We start from the raw sequence: 22,865 nt of genomic DNA on the forward strand, positions 1-22,865 counted from the left end.
ACGGGCTGTAAGGCGGCCACGTCACGATCAGGTCAGGCTGCTTGCGGTCCATCCCCCCACTTCGTGTGGACGAATTCCCGGAATACCGCGACGAGATCGGCATTCTGGCTGTGCGTTCGATGAGTGACGGCCAGGTTGGTGCTTCACCCACGCTTGAGGCCGGGCTGGGTGCGAAGCAGGTCCTTCGGCGTCTTGAGGACCTTGCCACCGAGGGTGACCATGCTCCGTTCTGCCTGAGCGAGGCTGAGCACACTTGTGTCGTAGTAGCGGCCTGCGGACACCAACAGTGTCGGACGAGCCCAGTAACGAGGTACCAACCGCAAGGGCTTTCCTGCGGCCAGGGGCAGCGCGACCTTCATCTGCTTCCACTGCTGGCTATGCGGGTCCCATGCCTGACGGGAAGAGAGACCGACCCGGCGACGTCCAGCGGGGAACTGCGGATAGCGAGAACGTGCTGCCTCGCCACGGGCGTGGCCTCAATAGCGGTCACTTCCTTCCTCGGTTAGCGAAAGGTCGCCGCACGAGCCGCTTGCGCCAACGCCGCGGAGCGATCATAGGAGGTGTGCACGGCGATTCCCCTCATGATCGCGGCTGCCGTATATGCGCCGGCGCAACTCGGGCACCATGGCGGTATTCGGACTGACAGTGCGCATACCGGATCTCCTGCGTTGCACACGCTGAAGACAGGAGTGTCATTGTTTATGTCGATCGGATCCGGCTTGCTGGCAGAGAGGAAGGGGAATGCCTGCCCGATTCCCTGGATACCGGGATCAGCGTTTCCAAAGTTGTGTGTTCCATCGTGCGCGACTCGGTCGCCGTCTCCTACCAGGATCGCGGAGAGGAAGTGAAATCGGGCGAGTTGCGAGGGGTCATAGGCTTGAATTATTCGATGCATCACCATTGCCCCTTGCGAGAATCCGCCGAGGAATACGGTTACGTGCGAGCACTCCGACAACGTCTGGACTTGCTGTAGGTACTGTGAGGTCTTGACGAAACCGTCGGCGATACCGTCGAAGTACGAGTTGCTTCCCACGGCGACGAGAGCAGCACTCGACACGTGCCGGGCAGGATAATCCACGTTGACCAGGTTGAGCTTCGATGCTCCGTTCGTTGTCCGAGAAATATGGTCCGCCATGGTTGTGTATACGGACCACATGGTGCCGCCTACACCAGTTTCCCCAGATCCTCGTGCAGATATGAGAATGAAGTCCGCGTTATTGCAAGCTTCCTTGATGGACGATCTAGCAGGGTCCGGCGCAGCGTTGGCAACGGACGGGGCCCACCATGACATCAAGGAAGCGACCAGGGCGGCTATGAGTAGCCCGGCTCTGCTCGCCTGACTGAAGCGCATTTCGGTGACTCCTTCTGTCGAGCGAAGCAAGACGGCGTCAGAACTTGGAATTCTTCTGAGTAAGAGAGAAGTTCGACCCAATCGATTGTTGTCTCGACCGGGCTGTTGGACATTGATACCAGATTCGTTCGGTTTCTGCTGCCCTGTCAGCTGTTCGGAGGACTATAACCTGTTGATAGGGAACTCTGGGAGACTGGCGGAGACACGATCGCTATTCAGAGTCCGTTCACAGCCCGAAGTCAACACCTATGGCGCCCTCGTGCCTGACTGATCTCGACGAGGCGTGCCTGCGGTTCATCGTGGGCTTCTCGCGTACGTGGTGAAGATGGTTGCATGCTAATCGGCGGAACAATCGATACGACGTGAACGGTGGCCCTACGGATACATTGCGTATCACTTCCCGAGGACGATCTTCGCGCCCCTTGCAGCGTCGTCGCAGGTGATGACGTAGCCGTACTGTTCCTGCTCGCCAGCACCAAGGACACCACATGTGTATGTCCGCACAGGCCAGGTCCGGTCGTTGATCGTGGCGAGCAGTTCGCGGAAGGTCGCTTCAGCTTCGCTGCATTCGAGTGGAACGTTTGAGGACTTGATAGTTACGGTCAAGGTGTTGCCGCTCCGCGGGTCGGTTATCTGGCCGCATCGGGTGTTCTGGACGACGGGGCCAGGAGCTCCGGCGTTCGTGGCAGCGGCTGCAGGCTGGTCAGTCGTGGTGCGGATTACCTCGAAGCTGGCGCTTTGCGCAGCGAGTCGCGGATTGACCAGCGATGCCAGCGGACCCATCACGGCGCCGCCAAGCAGGCCAGTAATGGCTCCGAAAACTGATCCGCCGACAGCTCCGGTGCAGGCGATGACACCCTTGACTAGATCGCCCATGCGAGCGCCTGTGAGGCCCCCTTGCAGGTCATTGAAGGTCTCGCTCAAATCGATCAGACACTGGATCGCTGCTTTGTCTTCGAGAATTCGCTGGTACTTCCCAGGCGCGAACTTGCTCATCACGGTGCCGATGCCGTAGCCGGTGAGGCCAACCAGATAGACTCCAAGGTCGTAGCTCAGTACGCCAGACTTAGGTGACATGTTGTACTGTCCGAAGTCCAGCGAGATTGACTGGCCAGGAAGAAGAATCCTGTCACTGTCTGCATCGTTGTCCAAGATCTCCCTGTAGAGGGCGACAGCCGGAATCGCTTCGGCATCGCCCAGACTCCCAGAAGTCTCTATCGGGTCCGGATTGGTCTGTACCTTCCAGATGTACGGGGAATTCGAGTAGAGGTCGATGCCGAGCGTGCCCTCCTGAGCGGCTTTGTTGAGCCGAATACACGTCCACGCCACATCGCCCGATACTGGGCTGACTGTGTACGAGGTTGACGTGAAGTCAGCGGACTCTCCGACACAGTCCGGCTTCGGGAAGCTGAGGCCGAAGACGGACGTAAACGCGGCGCCCACCTCTTTGATGATCGCATCGGGTTTCAGGAATCCTGGCCATCCGAACGACAAGTGGGGAGCTTGGCCGGTGAGGGTCTGGGTGTCCTGGTTCCAAGTCGCTTCGAGTACGTCGACTGAATCACTTCCCTCGGACTGTAGCAATAGGACCGGTATGTGGCCGGCGTCGACTTGTCTTTGTGCTTCGGCGCCGTCGAGCTTGAACGAGAAGGTCACGGGGACGGCCGGCTGGGTGTTGCCATTGTCGATCTTTACCTCGACGGGAGCGCTGAAAACCTCGACCATCTCGTGTACGTCATTCGGCAGCGCCTTGTCTGATGAGGAGGCTGTAACTGTGCTGCCGATGGGCGCGACGCCGGCCGGCCCGGTGATCGTCATCGGTCCCTGGGCGACCTCGAAGCCGCCCTCGCTGACCGTCACGCTGTCAGGGGGGCTCGCCACTTCGGATGAGCACGACGCAAGCAAACACGCGACGACACCAACGGCGATTGCAGGCAGCGCTGAGTTGCCGAGCCACTTCGACCTCATAGATCCTCCTACGATCAGAACCGAATTATGCTCATCGACGACGGCCTTTCGGGATCCGTGGCCCACTGGCAGGCTGCCGGTAAATCAACCGCAATTTGCAAATCCAACCACTTAGCACCGGATCCCGGCTAATTTTCCCGCGACCGCCCGGCGACAGGGTCCCCCAAGTGCACTTTCCTCCGCGCAGATCGACCACCGCCTCAGTGCAATTTCGGGCGTGAACCTGTGGAGTCCGCTATTAGTTGCGGACGGGGACAGGGTAGCTAACGACTTCACAACCAAATTCGGCGGTGCACCGCCGGCCTCTGCTGGCGTAGGCCAGCATTCACGTTCTTGGGTACGGACAGCCAGCCACACAACTTTCAACTCCAAGACGTCTGAACCGTCACAGGTTTGATGCGGTTTGATGCCGCTTCCTTTCTTGGGAGAGGATGCACATCGTGTCCAAGCGTCACCCTGCCGAGCAGCGTGAGCGAGCGGTGTTGTTCACCGAGCGCGCTGTCCAGGTCGGCCCACGCACATAGCTGTCCAGGTCGGCCCACGCACATACCGGAACTGGAACCGCCCCACCCTCGCAGCGCACCGTCACCGACGCACACCTGACGAACGCCCTGCGTGGGACCGTCGGAACTGCCGAGGGCCTCTACGGACGACGGAAGATGACCATGATCTACGGAGGCGGGGCCACGGGGTCGCGGCGTGCACCGTCGACCGACTCATGCGCGACGAGGGGCTATCCGGAGCCGTTCGCGGCCGTCGGTACCGCACCACGATTCCCGGCGAGAAGGAGACCAAACGTGCGTCTGACCTGGTCGATCGTGATTTCACGACCGAGGCGCCGAACCGGAAATGGGTCACCGACTTCGGAGTTCCATCAGGAGTACTCGGGCGGACTGGCGCATCGCATCGTCTAGAGGCTGGTGCCGCACCTTGGACACCAGGTCGATGATGTCGTCCTGCACCGTGCCTGCCGTTCGCAGTGGTGCAGCCGATGTGGAGGGTCCGGCAGAGGATGCTGCGGGATTGGCATCGGGGTGGGGCCGCACGAGCGCGAGGAGCGAGACCCATGGTGCTGATCCGAGGACGGTCGCGTAGACGATGTCGGCAGGGGAGGGTTGGAGGCTCATTTCTTCAGGAGTCGGCGGCTAGAGTTCGTCGAGCGCGATCAGGCCATCTTGCACGGCCCGCGCTACGAGTGCCGCCTTGGTGGAGGCGGGGCGTCCTACCAGGGCGTATTTCCGTCGGATCCGCATCAGGTGTGTGCTCACCGTGCTTTCGGTGACATACAGTCGGCTCGCAACAACGCCCTTGGAGTCGCTGCGCAGCCACTCGAGGAGAACCTCGACTTCGCGGGACGACAGCTTGGGGCGAAGGACGCTCGTCTGTCGATGCGACAGCGGAGGATGGCATCGAAGCACTGCCGGGGACCGCGGAGTGGGTGGCGGATACAACGCGTCCAACTCTCCGCCGAGGGCCGCGCGTTCTGCGACGCTTCGATAGGGGACGTGGTCGAGTGTGCTGGTCACGGTATCTCCTCGCGGGGTATGCCGCATGCCTCTTCGGGCAGTTGGTTTCGAGGTCCGACCGTATGTCGCCGGGAGGTGCGCGACCAGACCGATCTTCCTCGACCTGCAAACCACGGTCATAATTACTTGAAGAAAACAACAATATTCCGGGGCGGCCGCACACCATCTTCGGTTCCGCTCTGCCCACCGAACCGATTCGCTTTGATTCTCCACCGCCGCAGAGACATACACGCGCCACCGAGGAATGAATTAATCGGATGGTGGGCGCGCGTGGCCGTCCTGACCGAACTCGGTCCGACGTGTGCCAGTGTCGGCGCTGGTCAAGACCGTCGCCAGGCTCGGCCGTCCAGGTGGTAGGACGCGGACAGTGATCGACCCTGTCCGGGCGGTGTCGATTTCGGCAGTGATCGCTGCCAGGAGCTTGTCTTGAATGTCGGTGGTCACCTCGTCGAGCCCGTGCTCGTCGAAGAGATTGACCTCGACTCCGCGGCTGCGCGCGGCCCGGGTGGCGGCCGCGACGCGGGTGGCCGTGAGCGCGGGTGCTCGCAGACTGTCGCGCAGTTGAGCCTCGAGCAGGGTGCATTCGAACAGGTCTGCTTCGTCGAGTTCGTCGGCGGTGGCGATGCGGTCGAGGAGTGGTCGGGCGAGCGTGTCGAGACGAGCGAGTTGTGCGTCGCGCTCGCGCATCATGGTGTCGGCGGCAGCTTCGGCTGCGGCATTGTGCAGGGATCGCTTGCGCAGTTCGAAGATTGTGCGAGCCATCGGCCGGATGGTGAGCGCGAAGAAGGTCGACATCAGCAGCGGTGCGAAGTTGATCACCGATATGGCCAGCCCGTGGAGTCCGCCCTGTCCAGTGGCGGCCGCCCACACTATGCAGACTCCGATCATCAGCAGGAATCCGACCCACGCCGCGAGTGTGCGGCCGCGGACGCACATGAAGGTGTAGATGGCTGTGGCCGCACTGAGTGGCCATGTCTGCCAGTGATGGGCCATGGGGACGGGCAGGACCGCGAACACCATCGCCGAGGTGCCGGGCCCGATGCAGGCGAGCGCGACCGTCGTTGCGAGGGGGAGCGGGTCGCCGGGCACCGTCACCAAGGACAGTGCTCCGAGGCTGGCTACCCCCACGGCCAGCGCAACGGGCCAGTACGGCTCGATGCCGTCGCGGAAGGTGTACGCCAGCACCGCTATGGTAAGGGCGTAGAAGGCAACCAGGACGAGGGCGGTGCGGGTGTGCATGCCTAACAGTTCCCGCACATCCCGGGTCCCATCCGCGGGTGGCCGTCTCATTCGCTTGCCCGCCACGACAGCAGCACCCGCGTCCCCCTGCCCGGTTGCGACTCCACGACGGCGTCGCCTCCGGGTAGCTGCCGCAGGCGCCCCACAATGCTGACCGCGACCCCCAGCCGATGTGGTGACACCGCAGACACGTCGAACCCCCTGCCATTGTCGAGGACTTCGACCTTGAGTTGTCCCGGTCGAATACGTACGCTAACGGAGCGCTCGGCTTTCTCCCCGGCGTGGAGCATGCTGTTGCGGACCGCCTCGCTCACGGCGGCGCCGATCGTGCGCACCGCCTCGGCGGGCAGCGATGCGGGCATCGCCTGCGGTTCGAGATCCGCGCGAACCGCGATGCTAGGGGCGACCGCCGTGGCAGACGTCCGCAGATGCGCCACGGCGGTCTTGGCATCAAAGTCGTCGTCTGGTGCCGGATTCCGGAACTCGTCCAAACGCACGATCGCGTGCTTGGCCTGACGCGACACCGCCGGGCCCGCGCCTAGGCGGGCCGCCGACAACAATGTCGCCATCACATGGTCATGGATCAGCGCCCCGAACCGCTTGCGTTCGGCCAGCCGGGCGGCGGCACGCGCTGCGTGGGCAGCGGCTTCGTGCGAAGTGGCCCGGGTGTCGTCCAGGATCCGTCCCGTCCGCAGCGCCATGATGGCCGCCGCCACGAACAGCAGGCAGAACATGAATCCGAACATGATGTCCGGGAGGAGGGGGCCATTGACCCGGCCCACATGCGAGCCGTGGTTGAACACCTGAACCGCGACAGTGGCTACGAGCAGGTATCCGACCGCGATGCCGGCGGGCCATGCCACTGTTGCGGCCAGAGCGGCAAGTCCGGGAAAGAGCACCAACCAGAAGCCGGTCCGATCCGGACTCGGCGGCCCGACCCACGCCAACGGCCACGTCAGTGCGATTCCCATGTATGCCGTCGCGGCGACCGCGGCCACCGTCCGAATCCGGCCCGCGCCTTCGCGCACCCCCGCGGCGCCGAGCCAGAGACCGGACCCGAACACCACTGCCACCGCCACCGGCGTCCACCATGTCCACAGGTAGCCGGCGAAGGAGATGATGTTCGGAAGCAACAGCAGCAGATAGAAGATGTAGCCGGCACCGATGAATTGCGCGAAGGCCCGCACGATTCGATCCGATGAGGACTCCGAACCCGCAGCGTCTCCGACGGTCATCGCCGGTCCGGGCGTCTGGGGATCGGCAGATAACCGTCCTCGAGCGCTCGCTTGTACAGGTCGGTCTTGCTCGGTGCCGGGCGACCGGCCTCGGCGTACTTGGTGCGAATTCGTTGCAGGTACTCGGTCACGGTCGGCGTTGCCAGACCCGTCAAGCGGGCGACCCGTTCCGTCGTCTCCCCGGAGGCGTACAACTCCAAAACATGCAGTTGCCGGGGGCTCAGCCCGACCTCGGACAGCGCCGGATCACTGTCGATGGCGGCGGCCCAGTCGGTGGTGACCACCTGCTCACCGAAGGCGGCAGCGCGAATCGCCTGCACCACCACCGCGTTGGTCTCGGACTTGCGTACCACTCCGAGTACCCCTGCCGCCGCTGCTAAGCGCACCAGGTACGGGTCCTCACCGCCGGTAAATACCAGAGTTCCGATGCCGCCCGCGGTCAACCGCTGCACGTTCCCGGTCGGCGAGGAACCGTCGCTCAGCCGCAAGTCGAGAATCACTAGATCGAGATCGGATGTCACGGCCAACAACTCGTCGACAGTCGGGGCACAGGCCACCAGCGTCAAATCGGCCTGGTCGGCAAGCATCGCCGACAAGCCCGACACCACCGATTCGTGGTCCTCGACGGCGCCGATTCGGCGGGGCAGTCGACGAAGTGGCTCTGAGAGGCATGTGTCACCGTCGTGACGTCGGATTCTCACGAACACTCTGATCGCCTCCCGCACCGAAAGTGTTTCATCGCCGCCCTCATGTAGCTCGAATCGAAGGGGTTGCGGCGCACGTACACCGTCGCAGTTACCGCCGCGGACCGGATCGACGATGGCGCCGACGTAGAGACTCCGCGGCTACCTCCGCTCGCGCGCGTATGCCTCTGAAAGTCGAGCGTATTCGGCACGTGCACGAACATGCTCGACATGGCGGCACGGTTCGGGATCTTTGTACCGTGGAAGAACAAGAATTAGCGGCCAGATGCTCATCAGGAACGTTGCTCCGCTGAAGAACGCATTCCAACCACCATTGATAATCTTGATCGGAACACCGTGCTTCTTCCAATAATAGTTCTTCACGACAGGGATGCTGATCAAGAAATAGACGGTACAGAAAACAAGCCAGTAGAGCAGGAATTCCGTGGAATCCATGACGATTCTCCTTGCGCTCGCACGGCGAATGGCGGTTGATCGACCTAGGATGAGTAGATCAAGCTAGCGGGACCGCGAATCGGAGGGACAGCCCGACAAACTTGTTGCTTGGACTCGTGAGGGCGGGGCCCGCAAAATCCGCGGGCCCCACTCACGTCCTATTTCTGCCCCGTGCCCTTACACGCCGCGCAGTTGACCCAATTTCCGAAATCACTGTGCCCACCCGTTCCATTGCAACGTGGGCACGTCGCCCGACCCATCCTGCGCAAGAACTTCATTCTGATCCCCTTTCACATAGACCGATACAGCTATGATTTTCACACTCGTATACCGAAACGCGCTATCGCTCGAACGGGTGACACGCAAGGACACATGTGTCCAATGAATTACCGAAACCTGCGGGTGGGCGCGGCGATGAATGACTCGAACTTGTAGTAGGCGGTTCGAGCGCGACGGGGTCTTCGGGCAGACCATCTTCGGACAAACCAAATGAGGGTTGGCGTGCCGAGAACACCCGAGTTGCCAGTCCCTTCTGGATCTGCGCGAGTTCCGAATGGGTAGTCGTCGCAGCTACGCACGAGAGTGGTGAGCGCAGGCAGAACCTCGACAGCATGCCGCTGGTGTGGGTGTTCGCCGATGTCGCTGTGGTCACCGGGGGACTGTTCCAGTCGGGATTGACTTCCCTAGGTTGTTCACGATCGTGAGCGTCGCGCGCTGACGTTAATCTCTGTGGCGTCATATTTCGGCCGGGAGAACTCCGGCCGGCCAGTCGTTTGTTAACTGCGGTGCTTCTCACCATATGCCTTGTGGATCGGCACATGTCGGTCGAACGGGGGATGTCCGGCGATCAGCATTGGTGTGAGCATGGTGACCGAAAAGCGTGTGGCCAGCGAGTTGCGGAGGAAATATGTTAGGCAGATCAGCAGTTCAGTACGTCCGGGTCCGCAACGCGGTCGGCATCGCGGTAGCTCTGGCCGCGGCCTCCGTCGCTGCTCCTGCCACGGCGTCTACGAGCCCGCTGACCGGAAGCGCTGGCAGCAGCGATACCGGCAGCAGCGTCGTCGACCTTGGCAGCAGCGTCGTCGACCTCGGCAGCAGCATTGTCGGCAGTGGCAGTAGCGGGCTCTTTGCGCCGACCCAACGGTGCGATGAATCGACCCTGTCCGGCGGCGAAGGCATCACCGACACTGTGCATCAGCTCGGTAGAGGGGGGCCGACGTCGTTCGTTCTGCGTTTTGAGACCTACGACGTCCCGGACCAGATCGAGGTCTTCTACGAAGGAGCCCTGCTCCACAACACCGGCTATATCGGCGACAACGTCAACGAAGGAACTGGTTCGGCAATGATCAATGTGCCGGCTGGGAATGCGACGTCGGTATTGGTCCGTGTCACCGGTCTCAGCGGCACCGATTGGGATTACACCGTCCACTGTCCGATCGTGTGACCTTCGACCGGTCTCCGGGACAGTGGCCAAAGGCCGTCATCGGAGCCGCCACCATCTCGCATCGTGCCCGTGGGTCTTTCTCATAGACCCACTGGCACTCTCACCTCCGCTTGGTACGTGAGGGGGCTGCCGCGGATGCGGCAGGATCCGTGGCGATGTCAGCAACAACATGATCGAGTGGAGCGTGCGTGCCGAAACCTCGCTCGCCGCCGAAGAGGCTGCGCTCGGATGCGGCTGTCAACCATCTCGATGGATGTTGCGCCGGTAGGGGGCGAAGACGCCGCTCAGCTTCGCGGTCATGTGGTCTCTGATCAGCCGCAGGAAATCCCACTGTCGACACACTCTCACGGCTCCGCAATACGCAATTCACCGATCGATGGACACCCCCCTGCCGGGAGGACGGCTAACATCACAGGGCTGCTGATGCGCAAATTAGGAGGGCATGTGCTGGCTGAATTGGTGAAGGGACAGAACATGCCTCTCCCCGGCACCGCTGTGCGCGTGGCGATCACAGCGGCAACGCCGTTGGACGTCTCCGCGGTGGTAGTCGGGAAAGACGGCAAGGCCCGCCGGGACGAAGACTTCGTGTTCTACAACGCGCCGACGCATCCCACCGGAATCGCACTCATAGCGGCCGGTACCGCCCTGGACTGCGAACTCGGACGCGCCGATCCCGACGCGGAAAAGGTTGTTGTGTTGCTGTCAGCCGATGACCGACCTGTTCCCGCATTCGAGGTGCGCCTGGTGACGGCCGGAGCCGACACCTCCGAGTCCTTTGCTCGGTTCCTGGTCGCACCGTCACACAACGAGACCGTGGTAATCGCCGTCGAACTGTACCTGCGCAACGACCAGTGGAAGGTCCGCGCCGTCGGCCAAGGATATGACGATGGACTGGCCGGGGCAGCAAAGGATCTAGGAATCGAGATCGAGGACGCCCCCGACGTCACACCGCACACCCCAGCTGATCCTCAAATCAGTTCTACACCCGCACATCAGGATGGCCCCGCCGGACCACTCGACTCCTCGCCAGCTGCCTCCCCACTCCCGATCACTCCCGAACCGGCCGTCGCCCCGCAAGCGCGGAGCGCCCCGGTGGTTGGGCCCGCAGCAGAACCGCAGCTAGTCGAACGGGCCCGCCGTTTGGACGTCGACATATCCGCTCAGCGTCGGCTGACCGAGATCTCATCGATGCTCACACGGCTGGTCGAGGTCATAGCCAGCACCTACCCACAGACCGAAATCGACCGCCGGATCACCGCCCTCGACCACACATACTCCAGTCGCTCCGAGCAGCTCAGCAAGACGATGGAGACTCTTCGATCGGCCCTGTACCACAAGTACCGAAGCAAACTTCCCAATGGGTGGGATCAGCTGAGCGACTATCCGAACACCAACGCGCCGACAACACCAGACCGATGGACGGACGAAGGCAACGCGCTGATTCAGCAAATCGTCCAATCCGGACCCGTCTTGCTCAAGGCCAACCGCCTAACGTTGATGTCAGAGCTGGTGAACGCGACCCGCGCGCTGCTCAGCTCCTACAAGAGGGCGGTAACTACCCTCGAAGATGAAACTGCACGCAGACACCAAGCCATCTACGAAGACGAGTTCTCGACATTTGTGCGCAAGGCCGAGTCGTCGGGACACTCAGCGATTCGCACCTGGGAAGCCAGCGCCCGTGCGACGCTGCCTCACCCACACCATACGATCCGCCCGGTATGGCTGTCGGATGTCGCCGCGACTGCATTGACCACCGGCGTGGGCACCTTACATTTTCCGCTCGGACAGGTCGCCGCCACTTCCGTCAACTACGACCTGGGCGTGAATCCGGGCCGCTCGACCTCCACCACACTGAGCAAGCGCACGGACCTTCCTCTGTCCCGGGCAGTCCATTCGATTCCCTACATCGTGGATCTCGACGAATGCGGCGGCTTCGTCACGGACGACAGGCGCATCGTCGAAAACGTGGTGTTGGACATGCTGGCCTTGCTGCCGGCCGGAAGGGTCAAGATCGACGCAGTCGACCCTGTTGAACTCGGCGCTTCCCTGAATTTCCTCTACGGTCTCGGGGATGCAGGCCCGAAGGTGTTCGGGGACAAGATATGGGGCAGCCACAACATCAGCGAATTGCTGATAGAACTAGAAAACCACGTTGCGTTCGTAACGCAGAAATACCTACAGGGCACGCACGAGACACTGACCAGCTACAATCGAGAGGCCGGTGAGGTCGCCGAGCCGTACCGGCTGGTGTTGCTGTTCGATCATCCAAAATCGTTCTCCAAGGACGGCGAGAACTGGGACCGAGAGGCCCTGACCAGGTTACGCCGTCTGGCTGACGTCGGCCGGCGGGCCGGTGTGTTCCTCCTTGCCACTGTCCCAGCGGCCACCTCACCACACGAGGCCGTCAAACCAGCAGAACTGAGCGCATTAGCCTCGGCCATGACCAGCGGCCGAGACCCGGAGATCGTACAAGCGTTGGGTCTTCCGACCAGTGGATCCAGAAAGGGACCGGTGCATCTGTCGGACATCATCTGGCAGCTGACATCGGACACCCCGCCTACCGAGCAGCAGTTGGCTGATCTCCTTGCACATATCGAACGCCAGATGCACGCTGCGGCGAACGTGCAAGTCGACCCGGCCAAGGTATACGCACTCGCACAGGCCGAGGCGCACCGCGCCGCTGCCAAGGGGACTCGACCTGACCAGGTCATCGCCGATCCCCACAATCCGAAGACCTGGTGGAGCGATCATTCCGCCAATGCTGCGGTGTCCCGATTCGGGCGCATGGGCGCTTCAAATGTTGCGGAACTGCGCATCGATTCCGGGGATTTTCCAGGCGCACTCGTCGGCGGTCGTACCGGTTCCGGAAAATCAGTGTTGCTGCACTCCTTGATTCTCGGCTGGGCGATGCAGTACCCGCCGGAAGAACTCGAGTTCTACCTGATCGACTTCAAAGAGGGCGTGGAGTTCAAACCATACGCAGCCGGGCTGTTGCCTCACGCTCGCATCGTGGCGATCGAAACCAACCGTGATTTCGGTATCAGCGTCCTCGAAAGCCTGGACGAGGAGATCGAGAAGCGAGGAGAACTCTTCAAAGCAGTGGGCGGCGGAGAGGTCAATTTCGGCACCTACCGGAGTCAGTCCGGCGAACAACTGCCGCGGATCATCCTGGTCATCGACGAGTTCCACATGATGCTGGAAGAAGAAGACGAGGCCAGCCGAAAGGCTGCGGCGCTGATCGAACGGGTCATCCGGCAAGGACGTGCCTTCGGCGTTCACGCAGTCCTTGCGTCTCAATCCGTGTCCGGAAGCGCCCAGAAAATTCGTGTGGCCCTTGATCAGATCAAGACTCGACTGGTTCTGTCGAGCTCGTCGAAAGACTCCGAGCTTCTTCTCGCAGACGGCAATGTAGATGCTCAACTGCTCGACAAGCCCGGCGAGGGCATCATCAATACCAAGGGAGGAGTGCGCGATGCAAACAACCGATTCCAATGCGCGTACTGGTCGGGACAGGATCGGGAGGACGTAATTTCAGCCCTGCACGCATTGGCCCAACAGCGTGGATTCACCCGCCGGCCAGTGGTGTTCGAAGGGAATGCTGAAGCGCCGATCACAGATCAGCCATCGTCGCTATTTACTCGTTCATCGCCCATTGGCGAGTTGGTGTTGCCCGTGGGTGCTCCCATGTCCTTGGCTGACCCGGTGTGTATGCGGGTTGCCCGTGCCGCCGGTGGGAATATGCTGGTAATCAGTCCGGATGCGCTCGACTCGCTCGCACTGATGACGGCGTCACTGTTGGCAACCGGCATCACCGTCGACGCCGTCGACTTCGCCGCGATGGCCTCACCATGGGACGAGGTTTTCAAGGGATTCACTGCGTACGGCGCCCGTCTGACGCACAGCCGTCAGTTCCCGTCCCTGCTGTCCGAACTCAATGAGCTGGTCATGGAGCGACATGCCCTCAACGACTTCCGTGGCCGTGGCCGAGTGCTGGTACTACCGGGTCTGCAGCGAGCACGCGACCTGAATCCCGACGACTACGACGACAAGTCGCCATCCAAGATCCTGGCGGCGATCCTGCGGGATGGTCCGGAGGTAGGGGTGCATGTCCTGGCGTGGGCAGATCGATACGCGACATTCCAGCGGCGGTTCGACCACGCATCCGCCCGCGAGTTCTCCCACAAGCTACTCGGTCCGCTCAACGAGTCCGATTCGCGGGTTCTGGCCGACTCCACAGCCGCCGCCAAGTTGACTCCGGCGCAGTTCCTGTACGACGATTTCGACACTGGTCGGCAGCTTGTGACTCGTCGGTTCAGTCTTCCGAAGGATCCCGTTCCGGATAAGACCCTTGTGGAGACAACGCAGTGGCTGTGGTCCTTGGCGGAGCAGTCGACGGATACGAGCGATGTCTGACGCGGCGCATGTCGACCCCGACGCAGTAGTTCGATTGGGTGCCGACTTGAACAGCTACACCCGCGTCGGTGATGAGGTCAGAGCGGCAGCGGCGTCCGCAGCCGCATCCGTGCTCCGGCACATCGATGCCGAACTCGACCGGCGCCGGCTCGAACTACAGCGGGCCGAGGACGCCTATGCGGCGTGCATGCGCGGCGAAGACGCCGACTGTAGCGTCGAACGACGGCAGGTGAACCGAGCCCAGGTGCGGCTGACCGTCGCCCAAGGGTGTCTGCAGCGTTTCCGGGTCGCTAAGGAGCAATACGACCAGGACAGTGCCCGATATCGATCCGCGGTGTCGCATGTCAACGACCAGGCACAGAGGCGACTAGCGCAGATCGCCACAGATTTGGGGATATACCAGCAATTCGCATTGCACACCAGCCCGGGGGGCGGACATACGGTGGCGTTCGGCGGTGGGGGCCGCCACACGTCGTCCGGAGCCAGTACCGGGGGCGGTTGGTCCGTCGGTACCGGCGGTCCTGGTCAATCGACGGGCGACATCGTGTACAGACCGCCCGGCATCCCTGACGGCTATTCGCTGGTGCCGCTGGCGCTGATCGATGATTCGGACAGCCGGGTGGGAGGTCCGGAGGACTTCAAGATGGACTGTTCTCCTGAGGATCTCGAGTGGGGATTCACAGCACTGCAGCAGGTTGTCCTGCCAGCACTGGCTCGTGGCAAGAGCCTGGACTACTTCCGAGATCGGGACACTCGCGATGGACTGATGGGCAATCGCAGCTACTCCGACACTTACACCGGATTCTTCGGTGCGTCGGAAGCTCCACGCTTCACCCGACAGGTGAACGGGACCTTTCGTATCGCGAATGGATTCCACCGCGTCTGGGTAGCCCGACGGTTGGGTCTAGATTCTGTTCCCGGCCAGGTGGTGGACTAGATGAGCCGACTGCACCGCAGCAGGGAAATCCATGCCCAGAACATCAACCGCCGTCGCGCCGCTGAATCCGCTGCAGGAGATCTATGGCGGGACGTGGTGTTCAAGCGGATCGAAGACCGGGAACTGGCCGACCTCGATGCGGCAGACCATCGTTTTCAGGCGTCGTTGATCGAATTCGACCTCGAGATCGACCGGATCCTGGGCACCCTGGACGGGCACTGACCAACACACTCGACAACCACCGGAGACCGAGGAGACGACATGGCCGGCGTCAACGCTGATCCCAGCTCACTGCGCACACTCCGCGCCGACATCGATCGGACGCAAAGGGAGATCAAGCAGGCGATCGCTCGCACTCGCGGTGCGTTGCGCAGCGCCCAGTGGAAGGACTCGATGAAAGATCAGTTCGAGCGAGAACTGGAATCGACACTGCGCACCCTCGATGCATTCGACCGCAACGCCGACCAACTCAAAGCGCACCTGGACCGGAAGGCCCGCGAATTGGACCAATACCTGGGTCGCTGAAGTATGACAGGAACCCATGTGACCTTCAGTATCGAGGCGACTTGTGGCTGGCCTAATGTTGCGGTGCGCTGCGATACCACCTCCCCTCAAAGTTCGACCCGGAGTTGTCGCCAGCTACGCACTTGTCCGGCGCCAAAGGAGGCTGTCGGAGCATGCACGGCACCGATGGTGGTTACGCTTTCTGTGGTGACGGCTATCGCTCAGACCTTGACCACCGAAGCGAGTGCTCGGCACACCTTCCTTCCTAGCCGAAACGTGACGGCCGAAGAGACAACTGTGGAATGCGTGCTCCGACCGGGTAGGACCGCACTAGTCGAAGCACCTTGCCGCAACGGGTGCGCCAATTCCGCCTCGTAGAATCGGTCCCGCGTCGTCCTGTCGGCATCGATGCGGCTATGGCAGCTACCGGATCCACGCTCGAATCCGGTACTCAGCGCGGGCTGGGTACCGGGAAGCTGGAGCGGCCCCTTATCTTCTGTTGGGTGGTCTAGCGGGGGCATGATCGCCTCACCGTTCTGTTCCCTGCGAGTGCATTGGTATTCGGAGGGTTCCGTCAACTCGAAGGAGTCCATTTCATGGGTGTTACTCTCGCCAAGGGTGGCAATGTGTCGCTGTCCAAGCAGGCAGCCAATCTGACTGCGATCACCGTCGGTCTGGGCTGGGACCAGCGCACCACCACCGGGGCCGATTACGATCTCGACGCCTCCGCGCTGCTGACCGGCTCGGATCGCAAAGTGTTGTCCGACCGGCACTTCGTGTTCTACAACCAGCTCAAGTCCCCCGACGGTGCCGTCGAGCACACCGGCGACAACCTCACCGGTGAAGGTGACGGCGACGACGAGTCGATCAACGTCGACCTGATCGCCCTCGACCCGAAGGTGACGAACATCTTCTTTCCGGTGTCGATCCACGACGCGGTCCAGCGGGGCCAGTCGTTCGGTCAGGTGATCAACGCCTTCATCCGTATCGTCGACCGCAACACCGGCATCGAGCTGGCCCGCTACGACCTGACCGAGGAAGCCTCCACCGAGACCGCCATGATTTTCGGCGAGGTCTACCGCAGCGGCGCCGAATGGAAGTTCCGCGCCGTCGGACAGGGCTACGCCTCCGGGCTCGAAGGCATCGCCCGCGACTACGGCGTCAACATCTGACCGACGCGACCGTTTCCTTCGGTCGTCCCGCCGCCGCACCGGCGCACTGAGCATCGACGCTCGGCCCAGTGCGGGGCGGGACGACCGCCTCAGACAGAAAGGCCACGTTCTGTGGTTCTGCGCATTTTCGGCGTCTCGTTCGCCGTCACGGTCGTCTCCCTGGTGGTGGCGTTCCTCTACGGCGGGCCGCAGGCGCTGCTGCTCGCCACCATCCTCGGCATCCTCGAGGTCTCGCTCTCCTTCGACAACGCCGTCATCAACGCCACCGTGCTCCGGCGGATGAGCGAGTTCTGGCAGAAGATCTTCCTCACCGTCGGCATCCTGATCGCCGTGTTCGGCATGCGGCTGGTCTTCCCGCTGGTCATCGTCTGGCTCGCCTCCGGTCTCGGCCCGGTCGCCGCCCTCGATCTGGCGCTGAACCCGCCGCCGGACGGTGCCGCGTACTTCCCCGACGGCTCCCCGAGTTACGAAACGCTCATCACCGCCGCGCATCCGCAGATCGCCGCGTTCGGCGGCATGTTCTTGCTCATGCTCTTCCTCGGATTCGTCCTCGAGGAAAAGGAGATCACCTGGCTGTCGTGGCTCGAGCGTCCCCTCGAACGGATCGGCAAGCTCGACCAGCTCGAAGTGGTCATCGCCACCGCCCTGCTGGTGCTCACCGCGGTGTACATCGCCCCGGACGATCAGACCTCCACCGTCATGATCGCCGGCGCCTTGGGCATGATCACCTACATCGCCGTCAACGGACTCGGGGAGCTGTTCAACGTCGAACACGACGACGCGCAGGCCGGTCGCTCCGGTCCGACCGAGCTGGCCAAGGCCACCGGCAAGGCCGGGTTCTTCCTGTTCCTCTACCTCGAGGTGCTCGACGCGTCGTTCTCCTTCGACGGCGTCATCGGCGCGTTCGCCATCACCGCAGACCCGATCATCATCGCCCTGGGCCTGGGCTTCATCGGCGCGATGTTCGTGCGCTCCCTGACGGTGTACTTGGTCCGGCAGGGCACCCTGTCCGAGTACGTGTACCTCGAACACGGCGCCCACTGGGCCATCGGTGCCCTCGCCTTGATCCTGCTGTACTCGATCGGCACCCACGTCTCGGAGATCGTCACCGGCCTGGTCGGGGTCGTCCTCATCGTGGCCGCCCTGGTCTCGAGCATCGCCCGTAAGCGCCGCAATCCCGACGACGATGTCGATACCGCCGATCGGGTCTCGGTGTCCGTGTAACCCCGTCACCGTTCACGCCGCGGCCTCCCTCTGGGGTCGTGACAGCGGTAAATGTGGTGATGCCGCCGGGCTCGGTCCGATGCGGGCCCTGCGGCATCACTGGAGGGTCGCTGGGCAAGCCGGCCGTTTCGCTGGCTTGCCCACCAGCCCTCAAGCGATGCCAACGGGCGTCACTTGTAGAGATTCAGCGGTCCCGCATCCATCGTCAGTTGGCCGCGGTGGTCGAGTAGCGGACGGTATTCGGAGTTCGGTCGACTGTAAAGTTCGACAGCATCGATTTCGACGCCGTGAGCTCTGTTCCACACGATCGCCGGTACACAGGTGTAGATGTTGTCGTGCCGCTGCGCGTGCCGCGCATCGACGGTGACGACATCGCCGGCGCCGTTGTCCACGGCGAGAGACACCTTGTAGCGATGGAACGAGCCGGTTCCGTTCGACTGGGCCGAGTACGCCACCGGAACAACGCACACGATGTCGTCGTTGAGCCGGATCTCGACCTTCTCCACGGCGCGGCCGCGTCGGCCGGCGTCCCGGCCGATGTCACCACAGTGCCGGACTGCGCCTGCGGCGACGACCGGAGTGAAGTAAGGATTGTCCGCGGTGCCGAACTGCGCGGCAGTCTCGACGTGGCCGTCCCGGAACAACACAAGGGCGTACACGTCGTAGTCGGTTTCGGAATTCCACGAAACCGTGGCGGTAATTGCTGCGGTCTTGGCCATCGATACACGCTGGCCCTTGTCGAGATTGATCTTGCCTTTCGCCAAGTTCACCTGCGTCGGGGGAGCCGCGGCCGGAGCCGGGACAGCGGGGGCGTCGTCGACGGTGACGCCGTGCTCGGTGACCAACGCCGCCAGACCGCCCTCCCAGCCGGCCGAGACATTGCGGACCTTCCAGCGCCCGTTGTACCGGTAAACCTCGAGCAAGACCGCCGAGCGTTCCGTGGTCAAGCCCACCGCCGGCGCCGTCACCACCGCACCGGTGGCCTGACTGGCCGTCACCGCCAGCGACGGAACCGACGACAGCGGACCGGGAACCGACCCGTCGACGGCGACCGCGACCACGATCCTCGCCACCGCCGCCGGTACGGCGTGCAGATCTACCCGTACCTGACCCGAGGACACCAGCATGACTGCGCCCTCGGGGGACCGCGGGTTGTTGAAAAAGACCAGGTCGTCATCGCTACGGACCTTGCGATTGTCACCGAGCTGGAAAACGAACAAGTCAACACTGCCCGGCGCGGTGCCGGTGACGGCAAGGGTCGTGGCCGCAGTGTCGATGCCAATGTTGGCACCACGCGTCAAGGTGGTCACAGCGCAGTCATTCCTCTCGGGATTGCGGTTCGGAGGGACGATCAGTGCCGCCTACAAGTCATGACGGAACTGATCAAGGCGACCTGTTTCGGCGAGGCCGATGTCGGGCCACCGACAGGATGCCCATCCTCTGGAGGACCCTTCGATCCTCGAAAACGGTCGTGGTATCGAACTATTCGTACACGACGCAGTCACTACCCTCACGAACTGCATCCCAAGCTGGCCATCGGTGGTACTTCGAAAGGATCCCTAGGGGTATTCGCACCCGGATCCGATTGCCCGAGCAAACGCAACGGGTAGGTACGAAATTGCGCTGGTCCACGGCTTATGACCGTCGATGGTCCGCGTGTGGCTCCGAAGTGCAGGGAAAAGCAGGAGAAGGCCAGCTAGTGTCCTTCTGGGGCTGTTGGATGTGGTGCTCCCACGCAGACAGGTGCCTCGATCAGATTCGCCAATGCGACCATGGAGGGACGATGTGGTAGCCACGCCCGTCCGGCGGAGAAGAGCCTAGCGCCGATCGGTATGCAAGCGCTCAGCAAAACCCTCTACACCAAGCCCGCGCAAGGACTTATTTCCGCCTATCTAAATTCATTTATGACGGCTTTTCCTACATATGTGACAGTTCCAAGAATTGGCGGTAGCCACCATATGGCGATACCGAACATTTCCCCTGCCCCATAGTCCAGCTGACTCCACGGAATATTCCAAAAGAAGATAATTACACCGACAATGAATCCAGTCACGAAAGCGGTCCAGGCGGAGCGCCCCAAGATAAAATCCGATGCTACTGTCACTGCAAAGGCCATCAACAAAGACAAAGCGGTGGCGAGGTACAGACCATCCGGGAGATACGTCTCGCCTGTTGCATGGTTACGGCCCGTGGGCCTATCGCCAACATTGACGAACAGCCACAACAACGCACAGGTGGCCAGACCGAGCAGAAGTAACCCCACCGCACGAGATGCGATATCCCCCGGCCGCGTCTGAGATGTCGTCATCGGGATCCTCTCGTAGATCTGCTCAGGACGCAGGAAGCATAGAGGATTTCACAGGAGCCGGTCTTCTCGCCGCGACATTGCATGGAATGCTGCCGTCGTGCGCTGTACCCGGCCGAAGCTGACATCTGGCCGCTGACCCCATCGATGTCCAGCTCGCCGGGGCGCTGCATACGGTTCTTACGCATCGGCAGAGCTGACCGGGGACCGAGCAGCGTCACCGATGGGGTTTCTCCCACGGTCGTTATGAGTGGACTTCCCGACGACGGTGAGCTCGGAGCAGTCCACCTTCGCGCTGGCATCAATGTAGAAGGAGCCTGCGAACTGTTCAGCCAGACCACCTCGAAGCACTGGCGCCAGGTCAGATTATCGACCAAACAGATGAAATTTCTCACGAGAGCAGATGTTTCCCTTCGTCAGGAAATACGGTCCACTACGAGCAACTCACTAGAAAGGATTTACACAATGAAGACAATGAAGCGGATCCGACAAGGTGTCGCCTCCATGGCCCTATGCGCTGCTGTCATAGGGGCTCCGCTAGCGCTGGCTCCCGCTGCGAACGCGGTGACAGGCTGCAACTTCTGGGCAGGAACCGACAACCGAGCCTACGCACAATGCTCGGGCGGCTCGGGATACGTCCGAGCCGGAGCGCGATGCAAGACTTGGTATGGGGGGCAAGTCACCGCTTACGGTGCTTGGGTGCGAGCAGGACAAGTCTCCGTCGCCAATTGCGGATGGCCCGGCTTTGTATGGGGGGCTCACGGACCCATCGTCTGGTTCGAGACGAAATCGTAAGTAGAATCCAGCGGCGGTAGCGACCGACCAACGGAGCGGAATAGCCGCTTCTGGAGCTCTTAGATTCACGACGGTTTATCCAGGCCAGCTGGCGAAGATGCCAAATTGCGTTCCCGGCACAGTGTCAGCTTGGTTTTCGACCTCGTCGAAGACACTAGCGATGTCGCCCAGTTGCTTCCGGGCGGCGACGCCGCGCTCGTAGTAATCGGGATCCAGTGTGACGTCCTGAGTAATCAACTCGTCCCGCCTATCCAGATCCGGCTGTGGTGCTCGGATCGGCAACGGGCGGTGCACAGGCCCTGGGGCCGATCAGGTGTGCTCGCACCACGGAGGCGCCGGACTGGGAGGTCATGGCGAGCGGCATCAGCGGGGTGTGGCCCCAGCGGTCGATCGGCAACGGCCACGTCTGGCACCAATCGGGAACATCTGCCGTGACCGGTTCGAACAGATGCTGAGCGAGCAGTCGAGTGTTGGAATGCTCGTCCAGAAAAGACTGGATCTCGGCCCAGTCCCGGTACACCGCCACCACATCGACACCAGCGACCACACTCGTCAGCTCCACACGGTGGCCGTCACCGGTGCCGACGTGCACCGTGTCGTCGGTGCAGACGATGTCCCACGTCGCGGCCGTCTGATCTGGACGAATCCGAGCCCAGCGGTAGCCAGCACCAACAGCAACCGCTCACGGCGACCGAACAGGCCCTGCGGCCACGCGGTGATGGGGAGCCCCGGTATCCGCGAGGCCACAATGTCGGCAATCTGAGTCAGTCGGTCGCGGCGTGCGGCATCGAGCAGGTGCCGGACGAAGGCGCTGCGGCCCGGTGGGGGCAGGCCGGGGCGGGTGTGCAGGATGTTGATGACGGTGAGCCGCCGGCGCTGGGCGGCCACAGCGGCGGGGTTGACGCGGACGGCCTTTGCCGCGGTGAGCGGGTCGGCAGGCAGCACCTCGTAACCAAAGGCGGTGCACCAGTCGATGAACAGCGCCCATGGGTGCCGGTCCCGGGCCGGCAGTTCTTCGGCGGGGTCCATCGCGGCGGCCGCGGTGTCGCAGAGGTGTTCGCCGGTCACAATCTGAGGTTCGTCACGGCGTTGTTGATCAGGGGGCGTGTTCGCGGGCGTAGACCTTGAGCATCGCGGGAGTGGTGTGTTTGATATGCGGGTAATCCTGTGCGATCTCGATGACTCGGCGAGGATCTCGGGTAGGCCTGGGTGACGAACCCGGCGCGCGGCGAGTGCCCGCCGAGCCGGGCGACGAGTTCGGGGTCGTAGCCGGCACGCTGAGCGCGGCGGCGGATCGCCTGGTGCACCGCCCCCGACAACGGCGTGATCGAGAGGTTGCCGTCTTGCGGATCGCCCGCAGCAGCGGTGCGTTCGCGGCGGTGCGCGGGCGGGAGCCGCGGCAGAGGTGCGCGTCGAACAGCGGGGCGATGCCGAGCAGCCGGATCACCGCGGGCCGGTCGCCGGTGTCGAACGCGGCAACGACCTGCGCCCACGAGTTCGCTGCGGCGCAGCGCCCCGGCGTACCCGAGCAGCAGGATCGCGGTGTCGCGGCGTTCGAGGACCTCGTCCGCCCACCCGGCGACCTCGGCGCGGGCCTTGGCGACGATGGCGAC

Annotated in this window: 18 protein-coding genes and 1 pseudogene; 7 read left to right on the forward strand and 12 right to left on the reverse strand. The window is 62.6% G+C overall.

The window, feature by feature from the left end; all coding sequences use genetic code 11:
- Window positions 1-502: 502 nt before the first annotated feature.
- The 7 genes from AIIKEEIJ_RS32000 to AIIKEEIJ_RS32030 all read right to left on the reverse strand — a co-directional run bounded on the left by AIIKEEIJ_RS32000 (window position 503) and on the right by AIIKEEIJ_RS32030 (window position 8,458).
- Window positions 503-1,351: a cutinase family protein gene (locus tag AIIKEEIJ_RS32000; protein WP_072812436.1), complete on the reverse strand. Its 849-nt coding sequence runs from the start codon at window positions 1,349-1,351 to the stop codon at window positions 503-505.
- A 393-nt stretch (window positions 1,352-1,744) separates the two neighbouring features.
- On the reverse strand, window positions 1,745-3,319 hold the full coding sequence (locus tag AIIKEEIJ_RS32005) for a hypothetical protein (RefSeq protein WP_161996676.1): 1,575 nt from the start codon (window positions 3,317-3,319) through the stop codon (window positions 1,745-1,747).
- A 1,145-nt stretch (window positions 3,320-4,464) separates the two neighbouring features.
- Window positions 4,465-4,845 (reverse strand): LuxR C-terminal-related transcriptional regulator, encoded by a 381-nt coding sequence (locus AIIKEEIJ_RS32010; RefSeq protein WP_238071901.1) that lies wholly within the window; start codon window positions 4,843-4,845, stop codon window positions 4,465-4,467.
- A 249-nt stretch (window positions 4,846-5,094) separates the two neighbouring features.
- Window positions 5,095-6,084 carry a hypothetical protein gene (locus tag AIIKEEIJ_RS32015; RefSeq protein ID WP_238406542.1) on the reverse strand — a complete coding sequence of 330 codons (990 nt, stop codon included), beginning with the start codon at window positions 6,082-6,084 and terminating at the stop codon, window positions 5,095-5,097.
- A 47-nt stretch (window positions 6,085-6,131) separates the two neighbouring features.
- Complete coding sequence (locus tag AIIKEEIJ_RS34175; protein ID WP_161996678.1) at window positions 6,132-7,271, reverse strand: ATP-binding protein; 1,140 nt, start codon at window positions 7,269-7,271, stop codon at window positions 6,132-6,134.
- Between the two features lie 44 nt (window positions 7,272-7,315).
- Window positions 7,316-7,906, reverse strand: a complete 591-nt coding sequence (locus tag AIIKEEIJ_RS32025) for a DNA-binding response regulator (protein WP_238071903.1) — start codon at window positions 7,904-7,906, stop codon at window positions 7,316-7,318.
- A gap of 258 nt (window positions 7,907-8,164) precedes the next feature.
- Entirely contained in the window at window positions 8,165-8,458 is a 294-nt protein-coding gene (locus AIIKEEIJ_RS32030; RefSeq protein ID WP_139281829.1) for a hypothetical protein, read from the reverse strand.
- 907 nt (window positions 8,459-9,365) lie between these two features.
- Between AIIKEEIJ_RS32030 and AIIKEEIJ_RS32035 the strand changes: the two genes are divergently transcribed.
- From AIIKEEIJ_RS32035 to AIIKEEIJ_RS32065, 7 genes are all read left to right on the forward strand, one after another.
- Window positions 9,366-9,902 carry a hypothetical protein gene (locus AIIKEEIJ_RS32035; RefSeq protein ID WP_072812442.1) on the forward strand — a complete coding sequence of 179 codons (537 nt, stop codon included), beginning with the start codon at window positions 9,366-9,368 and terminating at the stop codon, window positions 9,900-9,902.
- 444 nt (window positions 9,903-10,346) lie between these two features.
- On the forward strand, window positions 10,347-14,315 hold the full coding sequence (locus AIIKEEIJ_RS32040; RefSeq protein ID WP_072812444.1) for an FtsK/SpoIIIE domain-containing protein: 3,969 nt from the start codon (window positions 10,347-10,349) through the stop codon (window positions 14,313-14,315).
- Complete coding sequence (locus AIIKEEIJ_RS32045; RefSeq protein ID WP_139281831.1) at window positions 14,308-15,252, forward strand: hypothetical protein; 945 nt, start codon at window positions 14,308-14,310, stop codon at window positions 15,250-15,252. Before AIIKEEIJ_RS32040 ends, AIIKEEIJ_RS32045 begins: the two co-directional genes overlap by 8 nt.
- The gene (locus AIIKEEIJ_RS32050) at window positions 15,253-15,474 is read left to right on the forward strand and encodes a hypothetical protein (protein ID WP_072812447.1); all 222 of its coding nucleotides are present in this window, start codon (window positions 15,253-15,255) and stop codon (window positions 15,472-15,474) included.
- 39 nt (window positions 15,475-15,513) lie between these two features.
- The gene (locus AIIKEEIJ_RS32055) at window positions 15,514-15,777 is read left to right on the forward strand and encodes a hypothetical protein (protein ID WP_072812449.1); all 264 of its coding nucleotides are present in this window, start codon (window positions 15,514-15,516) and stop codon (window positions 15,775-15,777) included.
- Between the two features lie 575 nt (window positions 15,778-16,352).
- Window positions 16,353-16,928 (forward strand): TerD family protein, encoded by a 576-nt coding sequence (locus tag AIIKEEIJ_RS32060; RefSeq protein WP_072812452.1) that lies wholly within the window; start codon window positions 16,353-16,355, stop codon window positions 16,926-16,928.
- A 111-nt stretch (window positions 16,929-17,039) separates the two neighbouring features.
- Window positions 17,040-18,152: a DUF475 domain-containing protein gene (locus AIIKEEIJ_RS32065; protein WP_072812454.1), complete on the forward strand. Its 1,113-nt coding sequence runs from the start codon at window positions 17,040-17,042 to the stop codon at window positions 18,150-18,152.
- Window positions 18,153-18,322: 170 nt separating this feature from the next.
- Here the strand turns inward: AIIKEEIJ_RS32065 and AIIKEEIJ_RS32070 are convergent, their stop codons facing one another.
- The 5 genes and pseudogenes from AIIKEEIJ_RS32070 to AIIKEEIJ_RS32085 all read right to left on the reverse strand — a co-directional run.
- Complete coding sequence (locus AIIKEEIJ_RS32070; protein ID WP_072812456.1) at window positions 18,323-19,462, reverse strand: TerD family protein; 1,140 nt, start codon at window positions 19,460-19,462, stop codon at window positions 18,323-18,325.
- A 578-nt stretch (window positions 19,463-20,040) separates the two neighbouring features.
- Entirely contained in the window at window positions 20,041-20,460 is a 420-nt protein-coding gene (locus AIIKEEIJ_RS32075; RefSeq protein ID WP_139281832.1) for a hypothetical protein, read from the reverse strand.
- Between the two features lie 1,039 nt (window positions 20,461-21,499).
- On the reverse strand, window positions 21,500-21,799 hold the full coding sequence (locus AIIKEEIJ_RS33475) for a hypothetical protein (RefSeq protein WP_238406543.1): 300 nt from the start codon (window positions 21,797-21,799) through the stop codon (window positions 21,500-21,502).
- A gap of 5 nt (window positions 21,800-21,804) precedes the next feature.
- On the reverse strand, window positions 21,805-22,320 hold the full coding sequence (locus AIIKEEIJ_RS33480; RefSeq protein WP_238406544.1) for a hypothetical protein: 516 nt from the start codon (window positions 22,318-22,320) through the stop codon (window positions 21,805-21,807).
- Window positions 22,317-22,865, reverse strand: a pseudogene (locus tag AIIKEEIJ_RS32085) (integrase); the annotation flags it as partial. The pseudogene AIIKEEIJ_RS32085 and the gene AIIKEEIJ_RS33480, both read right to left, overlap by 4 nt.

Source organism: Rhodococcus sp. YH1, from assembly GCF_009939605.1.
GTDB lineage: Bacteria > Actinomycetota > Actinomycetes > Mycobacteriales > Mycobacteriaceae > Rhodococcus > Rhodococcus aetherivorans.

Bases quoted from the DNA above. Each gene is read 5' to 3' on its own strand.
- AIIKEEIJ_RS32000 (WP_072812436.1), bottom strand. From the start codon at position 1,351: ATGCGCTTCAGTCAGGCGAGCAGAGCCGGGCTACTCATAGCCGCCCTG.
- AIIKEEIJ_RS32005 (WP_161996676.1), bottom strand. From the start codon at position 3,319: ATGAGGTCGAAGTGGCTCGGCAACTCAGCGCTGCCTGCAATCGCCGTT.
- AIIKEEIJ_RS32015 (WP_238406542.1), bottom strand. From the start codon at position 6,084: ATGCACACCCGCACCGCCCTCGTCCTGGTTGCCTTCTACGCCCTTACC.
- AIIKEEIJ_RS32025 (WP_238071903.1), bottom strand. From the start codon at position 7,906: ATGCTTGCCGACCAGGCCGATTTGACGCTGGTGGCCTGTGCCCCGACT.
- AIIKEEIJ_RS32030 (WP_139281829.1), bottom strand. From the start codon at position 8,458: ATGGATTCCACGGAATTCCTGCTCTACTGGCTTGTTTTCTGTACCGTC.
- AIIKEEIJ_RS32035 (WP_072812442.1), top strand. From the start codon at position 9,366: ATGTTAGGCAGATCAGCAGTTCAGTACGTCCGGGTCCGCAACGCGGTC.
- AIIKEEIJ_RS32045 (WP_139281831.1), top strand. From the start codon at position 14,308: ATGTCTGACGCGGCGCATGTCGACCCCGACGCAGTAGTTCGATTGGGT.
- AIIKEEIJ_RS32050 (WP_072812447.1), top strand. From the start codon at position 15,253: ATGAGCCGACTGCACCGCAGCAGGGAAATCCATGCCCAGAACATCAAC.
- AIIKEEIJ_RS32055 (WP_072812449.1), top strand. From the start codon at position 15,514: ATGGCCGGCGTCAACGCTGATCCCAGCTCACTGCGCACACTCCGCGCC.
- AIIKEEIJ_RS32060 (WP_072812452.1), top strand. From the start codon at position 16,353: ATGGGTGTTACTCTCGCCAAGGGTGGCAATGTGTCGCTGTCCAAGCAG.
- AIIKEEIJ_RS32075 (WP_139281832.1), bottom strand. From the start codon at position 20,460: ATGACGACATCTCAGACGCGGCCGGGGGATATCGCATCTCGTGCGGTG.